12 protein-coding genes are annotated in these 13,747 nt (G+C 71.9%); 1 reads left to right on the top strand and 11 read right to left on the bottom strand.

The window, feature by feature from the left end; genetic code table 11:
- The 11 genes from AB0L40_RS00350 to AB0L40_RS00300 form a co-directional block, all read right to left on the bottom strand.
- The coding region (locus AB0L40_RS00350) for a hypothetical protein (protein WP_364347491.1) at positions 1 to 1,036 on the bottom strand (1,036 nt) is incomplete at its 3' end.
- A gap of 53 nt (positions 1,037 to 1,089) precedes the next feature.
- Entirely contained in the window at positions 1,090 to 2,451 is a 1,362-nt protein-coding gene (locus tag AB0L40_RS00345) for an MlaD family protein (protein WP_364347488.1), read from the bottom strand.
- Positions 2,451 to 3,713, bottom strand: a complete 1,263-nt coding sequence (locus tag AB0L40_RS00340) for an MlaD family protein (RefSeq protein WP_364347485.1) — start codon at positions 3,711 to 3,713, stop codon at positions 2,451 to 2,453. Before AB0L40_RS00340 ends, AB0L40_RS00345 begins: the two co-directional genes overlap by 1 nt.
- On the bottom strand, positions 3,713 to 5,173 hold the full coding sequence (locus AB0L40_RS00335) for an MlaD family protein (protein ID WP_364347482.1): 1,461 nt from the start codon (positions 5,171 to 5,173) through the stop codon (positions 3,713 to 3,715). The genes AB0L40_RS00340 and AB0L40_RS00335 overlap by 1 nt, the downstream gene beginning before the upstream one ends.
- Positions 5,170 to 6,393, bottom strand: a complete 1,224-nt coding sequence (locus AB0L40_RS00330; RefSeq protein ID WP_364347479.1) for an MlaD family protein — start codon at positions 6,391 to 6,393, stop codon at positions 5,170 to 5,172. The genes AB0L40_RS00335 and AB0L40_RS00330 overlap by 4 nt, the downstream gene beginning before the upstream one ends.
- Positions 6,394 to 6,485: 92 nt before the next feature.
- Positions 6,486 to 7,907, bottom strand: a complete 1,422-nt coding sequence (locus AB0L40_RS00325; RefSeq protein ID WP_364347476.1) for an MlaD family protein — start codon at positions 7,905 to 7,907, stop codon at positions 6,486 to 6,488.
- Positions 7,904 to 9,211: an MlaD family protein gene (locus AB0L40_RS00320; RefSeq protein WP_364347473.1), complete on the bottom strand. Its 1,308-nt coding sequence runs from the start codon at positions 9,209 to 9,211 to the stop codon at positions 7,904 to 7,906. The genes AB0L40_RS00325 and AB0L40_RS00320 overlap by 4 nt, the downstream gene beginning before the upstream one ends.
- A 2-nt stretch (positions 9,212 to 9,213) precedes the next feature.
- Positions 9,214 to 10,086: an ABC transporter permease gene (locus AB0L40_RS00315; protein WP_364347470.1), complete on the bottom strand. Its 873-nt coding sequence runs from the start codon at positions 10,084 to 10,086 to the stop codon at positions 9,214 to 9,216.
- Positions 10,086 to 10,964: an ABC transporter permease gene (locus AB0L40_RS00310; protein ID WP_364347467.1), complete on the bottom strand. Its 879-nt coding sequence runs from the start codon at positions 10,962 to 10,964 to the stop codon at positions 10,086 to 10,088. The genes AB0L40_RS00315 and AB0L40_RS00310 overlap by 1 nt, the downstream gene beginning before the upstream one ends.
- A 9-nt stretch (positions 10,965 to 10,973) precedes the next feature.
- Positions 10,974 to 11,831: an ABC transporter ATP-binding protein gene (locus tag AB0L40_RS00305; protein WP_364347464.1), complete on the bottom strand. Its 858-nt coding sequence runs from the start codon at positions 11,829 to 11,831 to the stop codon at positions 10,974 to 10,976.
- Positions 11,828 to 12,400, bottom strand: coding sequence for a hypothetical protein (locus AB0L40_RS00300; RefSeq protein ID WP_364347461.1), 573 nt, complete (start codon positions 12,398 to 12,400; stop codon positions 11,828 to 11,830). Before AB0L40_RS00300 ends, AB0L40_RS00305 begins: the two co-directional genes overlap by 4 nt.
- A gap of 403 nt (positions 12,401 to 12,803) precedes the next feature.
- Here AB0L40_RS00300 and AB0L40_RS00295 point away from each other — a divergent pair, with 403 nt between their 5' ends.
- Positions 12,804 to 13,733 (top strand): LLM class flavin-dependent oxidoreductase, encoded by a 930-nt coding sequence (locus AB0L40_RS00295; RefSeq protein WP_364347458.1) that lies wholly within the window; start codon positions 12,804 to 12,806, stop codon positions 13,731 to 13,733.
- The last annotated feature ends 14 nt before the right edge of the window (positions 13,734 to 13,747 follow it).

Raw genomic sequence — 13,747 nt, 5'->3', positions numbered from 1 at the left:
GAGCGCCGGCCGCGGCCGCGCGCAGCAGGAGCCCGTGGCCGGTCGCGACCGCGATCACCACGGGGATGGCGGCCGCCGTGGCGACGGTGAGCCCGAGGCCGAGCAGGCATCCGAGGAGCGCGCCGCCTCCTGCGGCGGCCGCGGCCGACGCCAGCAGCGCCGCGGCCGGGCCGACGCGACGCGACGCGATCACCACGATGAGGACGAGGACCAGCAGCGCGGCTGGGGCGGTGCGGACCAGCTCCCCGGGTGCCGCCTCCGTGGCTCGGGCGGCCACGAGGGGCGATCCACCCGTACGCAGGGCGGCGCCGGGGACCTCGGTGCGCGCCGCCAGCGCCCGGATCCGGTCGCCGAGCCCGAGCACGGCCGCGGCATCGAGGCCGGCCTCCGGCCGCACGAGGACCAGCGCGTGGTCGACGTCCGGGAAGACCCAGCGGAACCGCGGCTTGGGCGTCGTGCCCATGCCGAACACGACGGTATCGACGAACGCCCGGTTCCCCAGGGCCGGCACGCCGCTCGAGCCGAACTGGGCCAGGAGCGCCCGGAAGCTCTCCGCCCTCGAGCCGAGGGCCTTCAGGCGGGCCTCCTCTCCGGCCAGGACGGCGTTCGCAGGACTCCGTCCGGCCTTCTCGGCGCGCGAACGAGCACTCTCGGCCGCCCGGTTGGCCCGGGCCAGCGGGCCGGCGAGCCCGGCGCCGACCACCTGTTCGGCCTGCGTCACCGACGCCTGAAGGAAGGTCGCCGGACCCGACACGGACCGCACGCCGTCGAGCCGGGCGAGCCGGCGCTCGAATGCGGCAAGCGCCGCGAGGCTCTCGGCGCGGAGGGTACGCGAGAGCGGGCCGCGCACGACCGTGACGATCGGCTCCGCTCCGAAGGCTCGCTCCTGCGCCGCCGTCGCGGCGGCGATGCCCCCGCCGGCGACGAGCCGGTCGGCGGGCACCCACGAGGCCCGCAGGGCGCCGCCGATCAACGCGCCGAGCACGACGAGGGTCGCGATCAGCCGGACGCCCCGCCGGGCGACGAGCCTCGGCATCGCGCCCGGGAGCCGCCCTCCCGTAGCCCTCCAACCGCGCGCCACGTCCGCCATCAGTCGTCGTCCGACCCGGCCTTCCCGAGCGCGGACGGATCGGGCGTGAGCTTCGGAACCGACCCATCCCCGGGTCGTGGAGTGTCGCGCATTCCCGGCTTCGGATACGCGTTGACGCCGACCCGGCCCTTGACGTGCGAGAGGCCGCCGGCGGCGATCAAGCCGTTGACCGCATCGGTGAGCGGCCGCGGCAGGCCCGTCACCGTGCCCTCGTCCTCGACGAGGTGCACGCGCAGCAGGTTGCCCTGGGCGTCTCGGGAGCTGGTCGCCGAGCCCGAGTTCGCGAACATCGTCCCCATCTCCTCGCCGTAGGGCACCATGTACCGCAGGATCGGGTTGGCCTGGCGCAGGACGGCGTCGACCGGGGCGAGGAGCGGCGTCGCGTCGTCGGCGAACCCGCGCAGCGACGCGAGCAGCGGATCCGCGCGCTTGGAGAAGGACGGCAGCACGTCGAAGAGCTCCTGCCCTGCGATCGCTGCCTTGCGCAGTCTCGCCGTGACCGGCTCGAGAGACTCGACGCCGACCCGCAGGTCCGCGGCCACCGGGACGGCCCGCCGGGCCACGCCGCCGAGGACCCGCGTGGTCTGCTCGGTCTGCGCGAGCGTGCCGGGCAGCTTTTTGAAGGTCTCCGCCAGCTGCTCGTCGCGTGACGCCGCCGCCTCGGCCGTCGCCTTCAGGCCGGTGGCCAGCTCGCGCACCGCCGCGCCGCGGCTCGAGACCGCGGCCAAGGTCTTGCCGGCGTTGTCGACGAGGCGGGAGACCTGCGCGCGTTGACGGTCGAGGAGGCCAAGCAGTCGACTGGCGTCGTGGACGGTCGGTTCGAGCTGGCCGAAGATCCGATTCAGGTCGGGTCCGCGACCGTCGACACCGTCGCCGAGCGCGTCGAGGTTGCGCTGCATCGCCCGGCGCGTGGGCGCGTCGACCGACGAGAGGATCTCGTCGAGCTGCACGGCCTCGCCGGCCCGGCTCATCGGCAACGTCCCGCCGTCGGCGATCTCGCCGCTCTTCGGGTTGCCGGGCGTGAGGTCGAGATAGTTCTCGCCCACCAGCGTCTTCGTCCGAAGGCGGACGGTCGCGTCCTTGTAGAGCGGCGCATGGTCCTCCTTGATGGAGATGCGGACCTTCGCCGTGCCCCCGTCGTTCGTGACGTCCTCGACCCGCCCGATCTTCGCGCCGGCGGCGCGAACGTCGGCGTTCTGGACGAGCTGGAACCCGTCGGGCACGTTGACCGTGACCTCGTAGGAGCTCGAGCCCGGTGCGCGTCCTCCGGCGAGGGTGAAGAGCCATACGAGGATCGAGAGGCAGACCGCGACGAACGCGACGATGCCGACGACCTTGCCGGTTCGGGCCGGGAGATGCATCAGCGTCCTTCCTTCTGGGTGCAGGTGGGACCACGCCGGAGCATCGGGTCCTTGAGCTGGCCCCCGACCGAGGTGAGCCCGGCCGTGAACTCACCGCGCGGGATCGCGCCGTAGTCGTCCCCGTACTTGAAGACGGAGAGGTGGTTGTTGAAGAAGCCCGCGATCTGCGCCTCGCACGGCTTGATCTTCTTCGTGGCGCGGTCGAGACGCGGAACCTGGGTGCGCAGGGAGTCGACGGCGCCGGCCAGGGCGTTCGAGGTCGGCACGAGCTCCTTCGCCAGCGGCCGGAGCTGCTTGACGGCGGGCTGGAGGCGCCGGAGCGCCGGCATCGCGTCGCCGCTGAGCTCTCTGGCGGCGTCGAGGGTCGACGGCAACCGCTCCGCCACCGGCAGCAGCGCGGCCAGGGCCGGATCGAGCTCCTGCTGGGCGTCCCGCAACGCGGCGAACGACGACCGCATCGTCGAGAGCGTCCCGGGGAGCTGCGCCAGCGTCGAGGCGAGCGGGACGTCGCGACGGGCCAGCTCGTCGAGCGTCGAGTGTCCGACCTCCATCAGCTGGGTCAGCTCGCGGGAGTGCTTGTTGAGCGCGTCGAGCAGCTCCCCCGAGTTGCGCACGAGCCGGGTCATGTTGGTGCGGCGCTCCGCGACCGCGGACGTCAGGCGCTGGGCCTGCTGCAGGAACGGTGCCATGGCGACGAACGTCTCCCTCAGCGCCAGGCCCCCGTCGTCGAGGCCCTTCGACAGGCCGTCCAGCGCCTTCTCCATCTGCTTGCGCGTGTCCGGCTCGAAGGTGTTCAGGACGTTGGCGACGTCGACCGGGGCCTCCGTCCGCTTCGCAGGAAGCACGGTGTCGCCACGGACCACGCCGGCGTCGGGCGTCCCGCGGGACTCGATGGCGACGTACATGTCCTGCAGCGGCGTGACCGGCCGCAGTCGGATGCGGGCGTTCTTGTAGATCTTCCCGTGCTTGTCGTCGATGCTGAGCGTCAGGATCGCCTTGTCGCCCTTGATCTTCGCGTCGGAGATCAGGCCGACGGGCACGCCCGCCAGCCGCACCTGCTGCTGGCCGGGGCGGACGCCCTTGACGTCGGTGAACTCGACCTTGACCTCGTTGGCCGCCGACCACGGCCACCGGACCTCGATGTTGCGGAACATCAGGAAGGCGCAGAACAGTGCGACCACGAACAGGCCGGCCACGAGCGCGAACGGCTTCCTGGCGCGCTTGACTTCGAGCGCCAGACGCTCGCTGTTGAACCTCGCCATCAGCGATCGCCTCCCTTCTCGGACCGGAGCTGCTTGCCGCCGCCTCCCGGGGTCGCGGGCTGGAAGTCCTCCGGCCGGTCCCCGACGTCGGCGTCGTTGGCCGTCTCAGCGTCGTCCTGTCGGTACGGAGCCTGGTTGGCGATGATCTGCTGCACCAGGTCGCCGAGGCTGCTGCAGTTCACCTTGTCGTCGAGCGGCGCCGTCGGGTCCGTCAGCCTCAGAACGCACGGGAGGGTGTGGAGCGAGCGCTCGTCGGGGAACGACTGGAAGTTCTGGATGTTGCCGTTCGCGTCGAACGTGTGGGAGCTGCCGCCGATCGAGGCGAAGAACGGTCCGATCGCCTGGTAGTTCTTGAGCTTCGTCGTGGGATGCGTCTCGTTCAGGAACGGGATCGTGTCGGCGTTGAGCCGATCGACGATCGGATCGGTGCGCTCGATCAGCTGCCGGGCGGGATCCGCGGCGTCGGCCAACCGCTTGACGGCCGGGCTCAACGAGCGGACGGTCGGCTCTGCGTCGTCGAGGACGACGTCGAGCTTCCGCACCGCCGGCCGCAGGGCGACGAGCGAGCCCTCGAGCTTCTCGGCCCCGGGCTTCAGGGCCTCGACCGTCGGGTCCAGGACGTCGAGCGTCCGCTCGATCCGACTCAGGGTCGTACGGGTGTCCGCCAGCGTCGACGGTGCCTGGTCGAGCGTCGCCCCGAGCTCCGTGCTGCGAGCGGCCGTCACGCCGAGCGCCACCCGTCCGCGGTCGATGAGACCGGCGAGGTGCTCCTCGCTGTCCGCGAGCGCGGCAAGCGTCCCGGCCCCCGCGCGGATCGCCCGCGGCAGGTCCCCGGGGCGCGTGCCGCGGAACGGCGGCAGGCCCTTTCGCATGCCGCGCGCAGCCGGGGCCACGGCCTCGAGGCTCCGCCCGACCGACTCCTCCTTGGCCAGCGAACGGCCGAGCTGATCGATCGTGGTCTGCAGGCCCGTTCGCCGATCGCCGTTCAGCGGTTGGGCGACGGCGTCGAGCTCCTGCTGAACCTTCGTGTGGCTCTTCCGGATCGTCCCGTCGAGCTTCGGCGCATCCCCCGAGCCTGGCTCGAGGTCGATGTACACGTTGCGGCCGAGGAGGGTCCTCCAGAGGATCGACGCCCGGGCGTCGTCCCGCACCGTCACGCCGGAGTCGTCGTCGATCCGCATCTCGACCAGTGCGCCGCGCCCCCCCTCCCGCAGCTCCACCTTCTCGACCTTGCCGACGTCGACGCCGGAGACGCGGACGGCCGTGCCGTTGGCCGCGTGCGTCGCGTCCGTGAACTCGGCGCGCACGACCTGGCCGCCCTTGCTGGTCAGCGGGATCTGCTTCGTGTAGCCGGTCCAGAGGATCGCGGCCGCCCCGAGCAGGAGGAGCGTGCCGAAGAGCATCGGCCGACGCTTGGTGACGCCGGGACGGTAGGTGAGGCGATCACGGAGCGAGCTCATCGACGGTCCTCGTTGTCGTTCATCACGTCGCACGGCTTCGGGTACGGGTTCGAGGCCACGAACGGCGAGCGCGTCGGCTGCCCGCCGAGCAGTTCCTCACTCGCGGTGAGCTGCAGGCGGAGCTGCCGGACCTCGCCGATCCCGTCGCCGCCGCCGCCGGTGCCGAAGCTGAAGATGCGGCCCCAGTTCTGAACGAACAGGCCGAAGTCGCAGCCGTGCGCGCCGAGGCGGTCGACGGTCGGCAGGCCCTGGGTCAGGGCGGTGGAGGCCGACGGGAGGATCGGGTCGACCGTGTCCAGGAGACCGAGGGTCGGCGGGACCGCCTCCTCGGCCTTGTCGAGCGTCGCTCGGACGCTCTTCAACCCGGTGCGCGACCGTGCGAGCAGCCGCGTGGTCTGCCGCAACGCGGCGGGGGCGGGGCGGAGGGCCGGGACCGCGGCCTCGGCGAGACCGTCGACCTCGTCCAGCAGCGGATCGGTGCTCGCCAGCCCGGACCGGGCCTGGCGGAGCGCCGGCCCGGCGGCCGAGAAGGTCTCCCCCACGGCCCGCTCCTCGGCGGCGATCGGCCGCAGCGCATCGGCGGCGGGAGCGAACGCCTCGCGGTAGGTCCCGCGAACCGGCTCGATCGCGGCGAAGGTGCCCTGGAGCTCGCGAACGAAGCGCTCCGGAGCGCCGGGACGGGCGTTGACGGCCCGGCTGACGCGCTCGAGCCGGTTCAGCGCGGTGGGGGCCTCGTCGAGCGTCGTCGCGATGTCGCCGCCGCGCGACAGCGTCCCCTCCCCGAGCTCGCCCATCAGCGTCTGCGCCTTCTTGCGGCGGGCGACGTCCAGGGTCCCCAGCACGGTGTCGAGTTCGTTGGCGGTCGAGGTCTGCGAGAGCGGGATGACGTCGCCCTCCTCGAGCACCCGCCCCGACCGGCCCGGCTTCAGGTCGACGAAGCGCACCCCTATGGGGGAGCGCGGGCGGACCCGGAGCGTGGTGTCGGCCCTCAGCGGGGCGATCTTCGGGTCGAGCTGCAGGTCGACCAACGCCTTGCCGTCCTTCACCCGCGGGCGCAGGACCTGGCCGACGAGCCGGCCGGCGACGCGCACCTGATAGTGCGCGGTCAGGTTGTTGGCGTCGGCGAACTGGGCCGTCACGTTGTAGTAGCTGCGCCCCGGGATGGCGTTGGGCGCGTTGAAGCCGACCTGGAACATCACCGCGACCGCGGCGATGCCCATCAGGCCGATGAGCCACAGGGCGGGGCGAGGCAGCGAGCGGCTCGCCGCCCGGGAGAAGAGCCGTCTCGAGGGACGTCGGTTGCGGCGGGGCATCATCGGAGCAGGTAGTCCAGGAGCTGGCGGGTGTCGTCCGCCTTGGTGGAGGGCTTCGGCTCGGCCGGCGCGGGAACCGTCGGCGCGGGCGCCGGAGCCTCGAGAAGCGGTGTCGGGAAGATCCCCGTCCCGCCGTTCTTCGCGTCGTTGTCGCGCGGGGCGAACGGGAACGGCGCAGACTGCGGCGCGGGCGCCGGAGCGAGCACGGTGGGAGTCGTCTGGTTGCTCGCCGCGGGACCCTTGGCGAACTTCCGGGTGAGCAGGTGCTCGAGGAGCTCCTGGTTCACCGTGATGTCGGTCCGGAACACGTGGCCCGCGGCGTCGGAGAGCTGCACGGTCCGGCCCCAGCCCTCGATGAGGCGCAGCAGCGGGTTCGTCTCGTGGTCCAGCGTCCGAGACAGCGGCTTCATGGTCACCGAGAACCGCTCGAGCTCGCTGGCGACCGGCGTCAGGCGCTTGAGCACCGGCGTGGCCCCGCGCCCGAGCCGGCCCAGCGTCGGGGCGGTCCGCTCCGCGCTCTTCAACGTCGGCTTCGCCGTCTTCACGAAGTCGGGGAGCTCGCCCATCGTCGTCGACAACGGACCGGCCGAGCGTCGGATCTGCAGCGCCGCCGGCTTGAGCCGGGTGGAGGTCGTCTGGAGCTTGGCCAGCGTGGTGCGGAGCTTCGAGAGCGTCGCGGGCACGTCCGCGACCGTCTGCCCGAGGTCCGCGCGACGGTCGGCGGTGACGCGGAGCGACCGCTGCGCCGACGCGACGAGATCGGTCAGGTCATCGCGGCCGTCGTGGAACGCGTCCACGACCCGGTCGCCCTGGGCGATCGCGTCCTTCAGCCGCGCGTTGTCGGCGGTGAACGAGGCGACGAGCTTCTCCGTCTGGTCGAGGGCGCGCGGAAGGCGCTCGATGGTGGCGTTGAGGTCCGTGCCCTTGCCGTTGAGCGCGACCCCCGCCTCGTTGACGAGGATCCGCATGCGGCCCCGGGTCCCGGGATCCAGCATGTTCAGGACGTCGTCGAGCTCGACGGGCTGCGACGTGCGCCCGATCCCGATCGTCTCGCCGGAGGACACCGGACGTTCGAGGTCGCCGGGGTCGAGGTCCACGTACTTCTCTCCGAGCAGGTTGACCGGCCGCACCGCGGCGGAGGCGCCCTTCCCGATCGGGTACGCGCCGTCGTCGAGCTTCATGGTCACGACGGCGCGGTCGTCCGACCCGAGCTCGAGCGCGCTGATGGTGCCGGCGGCCACGCCGGCGACCTTGACGTCGCCGTTCTTCCGCAGGCCGGCGGCATCCTTCATCACGGCCCTCACGACGTACGTGCCGTCGTCCCCGGAGGTGGCGACGATGATGCCTCCCGCCATCAGCACGGCGGCCAGTCCAGCGGCGGGCGCCTGCTTGAGCAGCGTGCTGCGCTTGGTGCGACTCACTTCACACGCTCCGGGTCCTTGGTCGGGTCGATCGCGTCCTTCGTGACGCCGCACTCCGGTGCGAAGTAGGGCTTGCCGGCGTTGTATCCCGGGGGGATCGGCATCGCGTACCGGTTGCCCGTGGCGTGTGCGACCTCGGAGTTGGGCAGCAATCCGTTGAGCGACGTGACGCCCTCACGGACCCGGACCCGCGCGTAGTGCGACTTGTAGTCGAAGTTCTTCGTCCAGCCGCCCCAGTTCGTGAGCATCGCCACGATGTCGGGCGTGTAGAGCCGAAGGCACCCGACGATCGGCACCGCACCCTCGAGCGCCTTCTCGAGTTTGGGCGCGAACGGCGTGCCGACGTCGAGCAGCGTCGTCACCCGGGGGGCCACGTCGCGGGCCGTCTTCAGGGTCTTCACGGCCACCGGGGCGACGTCCTGAAGCCGGACGAGCGCGCCCCGAGCCGCCCGAGCGACGCCCGGGACCTGCTGCGCCCCGGGGCGGAGCTTGCCGAGCAGATCGTCGACCTTGCCGAGGCTGGGCTCGGCACGGGCCAGCGTCGTCTTCGCGGCGTCGAGCGTCGGGGGCAGCGCCTCGAGCGTCCCCTGGACCGCGGCGGTCCGGTCGCGGAACGTCGCGAACGTCCGGGCCGACACGGAGATCAGGTCGGAGATCGAGCCCTGCTTGGCGGCGAGCGTCCGGGTGACGGCGTCCCCCTGGTCGATGATCGCCCGGAGCGCCGGCTCGTCGGAGAGCAGATCGGCGATCAGGTCGTCCGCCGCCCGCAGGCCGCCGGGCAGCGCCTTCATGCCGGCGTTCATCGCGGCGTCGTGTCCGTCGAGGGCGCGCGCCGAGCGGTTGAGGGTGCGCTGGAGCCGCTTCTGGGTCTTCGCGTCCAGCGTGTTGAAGAGCTCGTCGAGCTCGACCGGCGAGCGGGTGTCCTTCGCGGCGATGATGCCGCCGTCGTCGATCGTCGGCGCGCTCTTGGGCCCGGGGACGACCTCGACGTAGCGGGTGCCGTTGCCGATCGTGGTGCCGTAGCGGATCCGCATCGTGGTGCCGCGGTGCAACGGCCGGAAGTTCTCGTCCTTGATGCCGACCCGGACGACGGCCTTGCCGTCCTCGTAGTCGACGCCGACGACCTTGCCGACGTCCACGCCGTCGACCTGGACGTCGAGGCCCTTGGTCAGGCTCACGGCGGAGTCGAACGACGCGCGGACCTCGTACGGCTGGCTGCGGCCCTTCAGCCCCAGGTAGCCGGCCACCAGGACCACGAGGATGAAGACGACCGTCCAGGGACGGTCGAGGAAGAGTCGACCCATGGTCAGCCTCCGACCGGGGTGCTCGGGTTGAGACCCCAGAACACCATCGTGAGCAGCGATCCCGTGAGGTGGATCAGCACCAGGTTCAGGATCATGGACTTCGCGGTGGCCGTTCCGACGCCCACCGGTCCGCCCTTGGCGGTGAAGCCGTAGTACATCGCCACGAGGACGATCAGGGTGCCCGAGACGATGATCTTGATCTCGGCGAAAAGCACGTCCTGCGGCCGGATGAAGGCCCAGTGCACACCCTCCCAGCCGCCCTGCGAGACCTCCTTGATCTGCAGGACGATGACCAGGTAATCGGCCAGCGTGTGAACGGCGAAGCCGACCATGAAGATCATCGGCAGCGCGATCCACGCCGCGATCAGGCGCGTCGCGACGACGTAGCGCATCGGGTTGATGCCGAGCGACTCCATCGCGTCGAACTCGTTGTTGATGCGCATCGAGCCGAGCTCGGCGACGAGGCCGCAGCCGATCTTCGCGGCGATGATGTAGCCGAACATGTACGGCGACATCTCGCGCAGGCCGCAGAAGGCCGTGAAGACGCCGGAGTACGACGTGGCGCCGTAGCCGCGCAGCACGTAGTTGGCCTCGGTGGCGCACTCCATCCCCATCACGAACTGCATGACGACGAGGACCAGCGCGGAGCCGGTGATGATGATGCCGGTCTGGCGGAGGATCTCCGCCGAGTAGCGGAAGGCGCCGGGGACCTCGCGGAACGCACGGGTGGCGAAGATCGCCATCTCGCCGGCCTCGGTCACCGCGCCGCGGACGGGCTCGCGGAAGCCGCGGCCGAGCCGCTTGGCGGACTGGCCGCCGCGGGCCGTCGGGCGTCGCCGGATCCGGGTGCCCGCGGGGGGCGTCACGGTCGACATCAGTGGAGGTTCCCGGTCTCGGGGAACGCCGCGAGCATCGTGGCGGTGAACAGGTAGTTGAACGCCCAGATGCCGACGAACGAGACGACGACGGCCTGGTTGACCGCTCTGCCGACGCCCTCTGCGCCGCCCTTCACGTTCATGCCTCGGTAGCAACAGACCACCGCGATGATGAAGCCGAACAGGCTGGTCTTGATCACGCTGCCGACGAGGTCGGGCATCGTGAAGTTCGAGGTGAACGTCGCGAAGAACCCGGCGGACGTGTCGCCGAAGATCGGCACCGCGGCGAGCCAGCCGCCGGCGAGGCCGAAGACGATCGCGATCAGGTTCATCATCGCGGTGACGAGGCCGAGCGCGAGGAAGCGCGGGACGACGATCGTGCGGACGGGGTCGAGTCCCAGGACCATCAGCGCGTCGAGCTCCTGGCGGACCTTGCGGGCGCCGAGGTCCGCGCAGACGGCGGTGCCGCCGACGCCGGCGACGACCATGCCGTTGATCCACGGCGCGAACTCGCGGATCGTCGCCATCACGAAGAACGCGCCGAGCCGGTCGACCGTCCCGAGGATGTACGTGATGTTGCCGCCCTGCAGGCCCGGCGCGCCGAACCCGAAGAACAGCACGGACACGATCAGCGGGATCGTGCAGCGGCGGATGATCAGCCACGTCTGGTCGACGAACTCACCCCGCCACGAGAACGGCGGCGTCACCGCGGTGCGGATCGCCTGCCCGGTCAGGAGCAGCATCCCCGCGATGTCCTCGAGCGCCGCGAGCGGCGCGGGGCTGTTCTTCTTCGGGGGCGGGGCGCCGTCGTCGGCCGCCCTCCCGGGCGACGTCCGCGGCGCTGGCGCCACCGGGGGCTGGAGCGTTCCGGCTTCCATGTCTTCCCCTCACTCCATGCCGAGCGGGCCCTGCGGCCGCCCCGCGAGGAACTGTCGGACGAACGGGTTGGGCGAGTCGAACATGTCGTCCCGATCGCCGGACTGCACGATGCGGCCCTTCCACAGCACCGCGATGTACTCGCCGATGCGACGGGCGGACGCGATGTCGTGGGTGATCACGACGTAGGTGCCGCCGTTCTCGGCGTGCACCTTCTCGATCAACTGACACAACAGCGCCGTACGGACCGGATCCAGACCCGAATCGGGCTCGTCGAACATCACGATCTGCGGATCGAGCACCAACGCGCGGGCGAACCCCGCCCGCTTCTTCATGCCACCCGACAGCTCCGACGGCATCCGCGTCTCCGCACCATTGGCCAGACCGACCTCGTCCAGCCGGCGCATCACCGTCTCGCGGATCTCCGCCTCGGACTGGTTGGTGTGCTGCCGCAGCGGGAACGCGACGTTGTCGTACACGTTCATCGACCCGAACAGCGCCCCGTCCTGGAACAGGATCCCGAACTTCCGGCGCATCTCCAGGAGCTGCGGCACAGTCATCCGCGGAACGGACTCGCCGTGCACGAGGATGTCGCCCTTGTCCGGGAACATCAGCCCGATCAGGTGCGACAACAACACCGACTTCCCGGTGCCCGACGGCCCCAGGACCACCGTGATCATGCCCTCGGGGATGCCGACGTTCAGGCCGTTCATCACCCGGTTCGGACCGAACGACTTGTAGAGATCGATGCACTCGATCGACCAGAAGTCGCCCGGATTGCGCTGCGGGACCGTCATCGGCCCCTGGTGGTGGTCGTACCCGGAGGCCCGGTCCAGCAGCGCGGCGGTGTTCGGATCGGTGGTGCTCAAGAGATCTCCTCGACCCCGTCGTGGATCGTGTTGGTGCCGACGGGCACCGGCGGGCGGACGACGGCCTGGACCATCGGCAGCACCCGCAGGAACTGCCGGACCGGGCCGTCGTAGGTCGCACGGCCGCCGGCGATCGCCATCGCCGTGCGCAGCCGCCCGGTCGCGAGGCGCGCCAGGTCCTTGCGCTGCAGGCGCAGGTGGATGTCCGCCTGCGTGTCGGCGGAGACGCCCTCGCGGACGTCCATCCCGCCGCGGGCGGTGATCAACAGGCCGTCGTCCGCGCGAGCGGGATCGGACGGACCGAGCCAGACGTTCAGCCCGATCGAACCGACCCGCTCCGCGGTGTACGCGTCCTCGGCCGCGCGGAAGAAGAGGTCCACGACGTCGGGCCACGGGTCCGCGTCGGCGGCCGGCGCCACGGCGGGCTCCGCCGCCCGCGTCGTCGGCAGGTCGGCCGCCGGGTCCTGCGCGAGGGATGCGGCCGCGCCGGGCGCGTCCACAGGGCCCCGGCCGGGGGCGTCCCACGTGTGGGGCTCGTCAGGACGTGAGCTGAAGTCGGGATGGTGCATACAGAGGTTCTCCACCGGTGCGGCGGGCCGGCGTCGGGGACGCCGACGGAGCTGGACGCCGGAGGAGTGTGTCCTCCATCACGGCCTGAGCAGACTCCCACCCCCCTTGGCGGACGCCGTCCCCCCAACGGGGTATTCACCTCTCCCGCGCGACGACTCTTGAGCCCCCGTACACGCCGTACCGCGACACAGGCCCCGGGTACGGCATCCGGGACGGCACCCGGGACGGCACCCCGCCGCGACCGGTGGCCCCATCCCGGCCTGTAGAGACCCACGATGTCCGTGAACGATCGTTCATTCCCCGTGCTAGCGTGGCCCCGAGGCCGCCGCGTCGAGCGACGTCGGCGGACCCGCCCGGCCCGCGCCCGCGCGCGCCGCCCCGCGACCCGAACCGAGGACCTCCGTGAGCACCACCACCCCGCCCTGGTCGGGCATCGGCGTCGCCGTCCCGAGCGTCGACGCGTACGGCATCGGGCACCCGGTGCTCGACGTCGCCCGGGCCGCCGAGGACCAGGGCCTCGACCACGTCTGGGTCCCCGACCACCTGGTCTTCCACCGCCCGGTGCTCGAGGCGATGACGGCACTCGCGATGATCGCCGGCGCCACGAGCCGCGTGAGGCTCGGCACCGCGATCCTCAACCCCGCGCTGCGCCCGCTGATCTGGACCGCCAAGCAGCTGCAGACGCTGGAGACCCTGGCGCCCGGCCGGCTGCTGCTCGGCGTCGGCATGGGCGGCGAGTACGAGCCCGAGTGGACCGCCGCCGGCGTCGACCGCAAGCAGCGCGCCCGCCGGCTGGACGAGGCGCTCGCCCTGCTGCCCGCGCTGTTCTCCGGCGCGCCGCTCCGCCACGACGGGCTGCACCACGTCGACACCCCGGCGATGCTGCCGGCGGCCGACGTCCCGCCCGTCCTGATCGGCGGCCGCGCCGAGCCCGCGCTGCGCCGGACCGCGCGCGTGGGAGACGCCTGGCTGCCGATGTGGCTGGACCCCGACCAGGTCGCGGCCGGGCTCGAGCAGCTCGCGGGCTACGCCGCCGAGCTGGGCCGCCCCGCCCCGGGCGCGGCCCTCGTGGCGTTCGTCAACGTGAACGACGACGAGGAGCGCGGCCACGAGGAGGCCGCCGAGCTCGTGAAGCGCCAGTACGGCATGCCGTACGAGAAGGTCCGCCGCTGGACCATCGTCGGCTCCGAGGAGCAGGTCGCCGAGCGCCTGCACGCGTACCGGGAGGCCGGCGTCGACGGCTTCTCGTTCGCGATCGCCGGCCCCGACCAGCTGACCCAGGTCGAGCGCATCGCGGGCGTCCGCGAGCGCCTGGCCGCCTCGACGGCCTGAACGCACCGACCCTC

Source organism: Patulibacter sp. NPDC049589 (assembly GCF_040675535.1).
GTDB lineage: Bacteria > Actinomycetota > Thermoleophilia > Solirubrobacterales > Solirubrobacteraceae > Patulibacter.
This window is presented reverse-complemented; position numbering and strand designations above follow the sequence as displayed.

Coding starts and splice junctions, on each gene's coding strand:
- AB0L40_RS00345 (WP_364347488.1), bottom strand. CDS start 2,451: ATGCATCTCCCGGCCCGAACCGGCAAGGTCGTCGGCATCGTCGCGTTC.
- AB0L40_RS00340 (WP_364347485.1), bottom strand. CDS start 3,713: ATGGCGAGGTTCAACAGCGAGCGTCTGGCGCTCGAAGTCAAGCGCGCC.
- AB0L40_RS00335 (WP_364347482.1), bottom strand. CDS start 5,173: ATGAGCTCGCTCCGTGATCGCCTCACCTACCGTCCCGGCGTCACCAAG.
- AB0L40_RS00330 (WP_364347479.1), bottom strand. CDS start 6,393: ATGGGCATCGCCGCGGTCGCGGTGATGTTCCAGGTCGGCTTCAACGCG.
- AB0L40_RS00320 (WP_364347473.1), bottom strand. CDS start 9,211: ATGGGTCGACTCTTCCTCGACCGTCCCTGGACGGTCGTCTTCATCCTC.
- AB0L40_RS00315 (WP_364347470.1), bottom strand. CDS start 10,086: ATGTCGACCGTGACGCCCCCCGCGGGCACCCGGATCCGGCGACGCCCG.
- AB0L40_RS00310 (WP_364347467.1), bottom strand. CDS start 10,964: ATGGAAGCCGGAACGCTCCAGCCCCCGGTGGCGCCAGCGCCGCGGACG.
- AB0L40_RS00300 (WP_364347461.1), bottom strand. CDS start 12,400: ATGCACCATCCCGACTTCAGCTCACGTCCTGACGAGCCCCACACGTGG.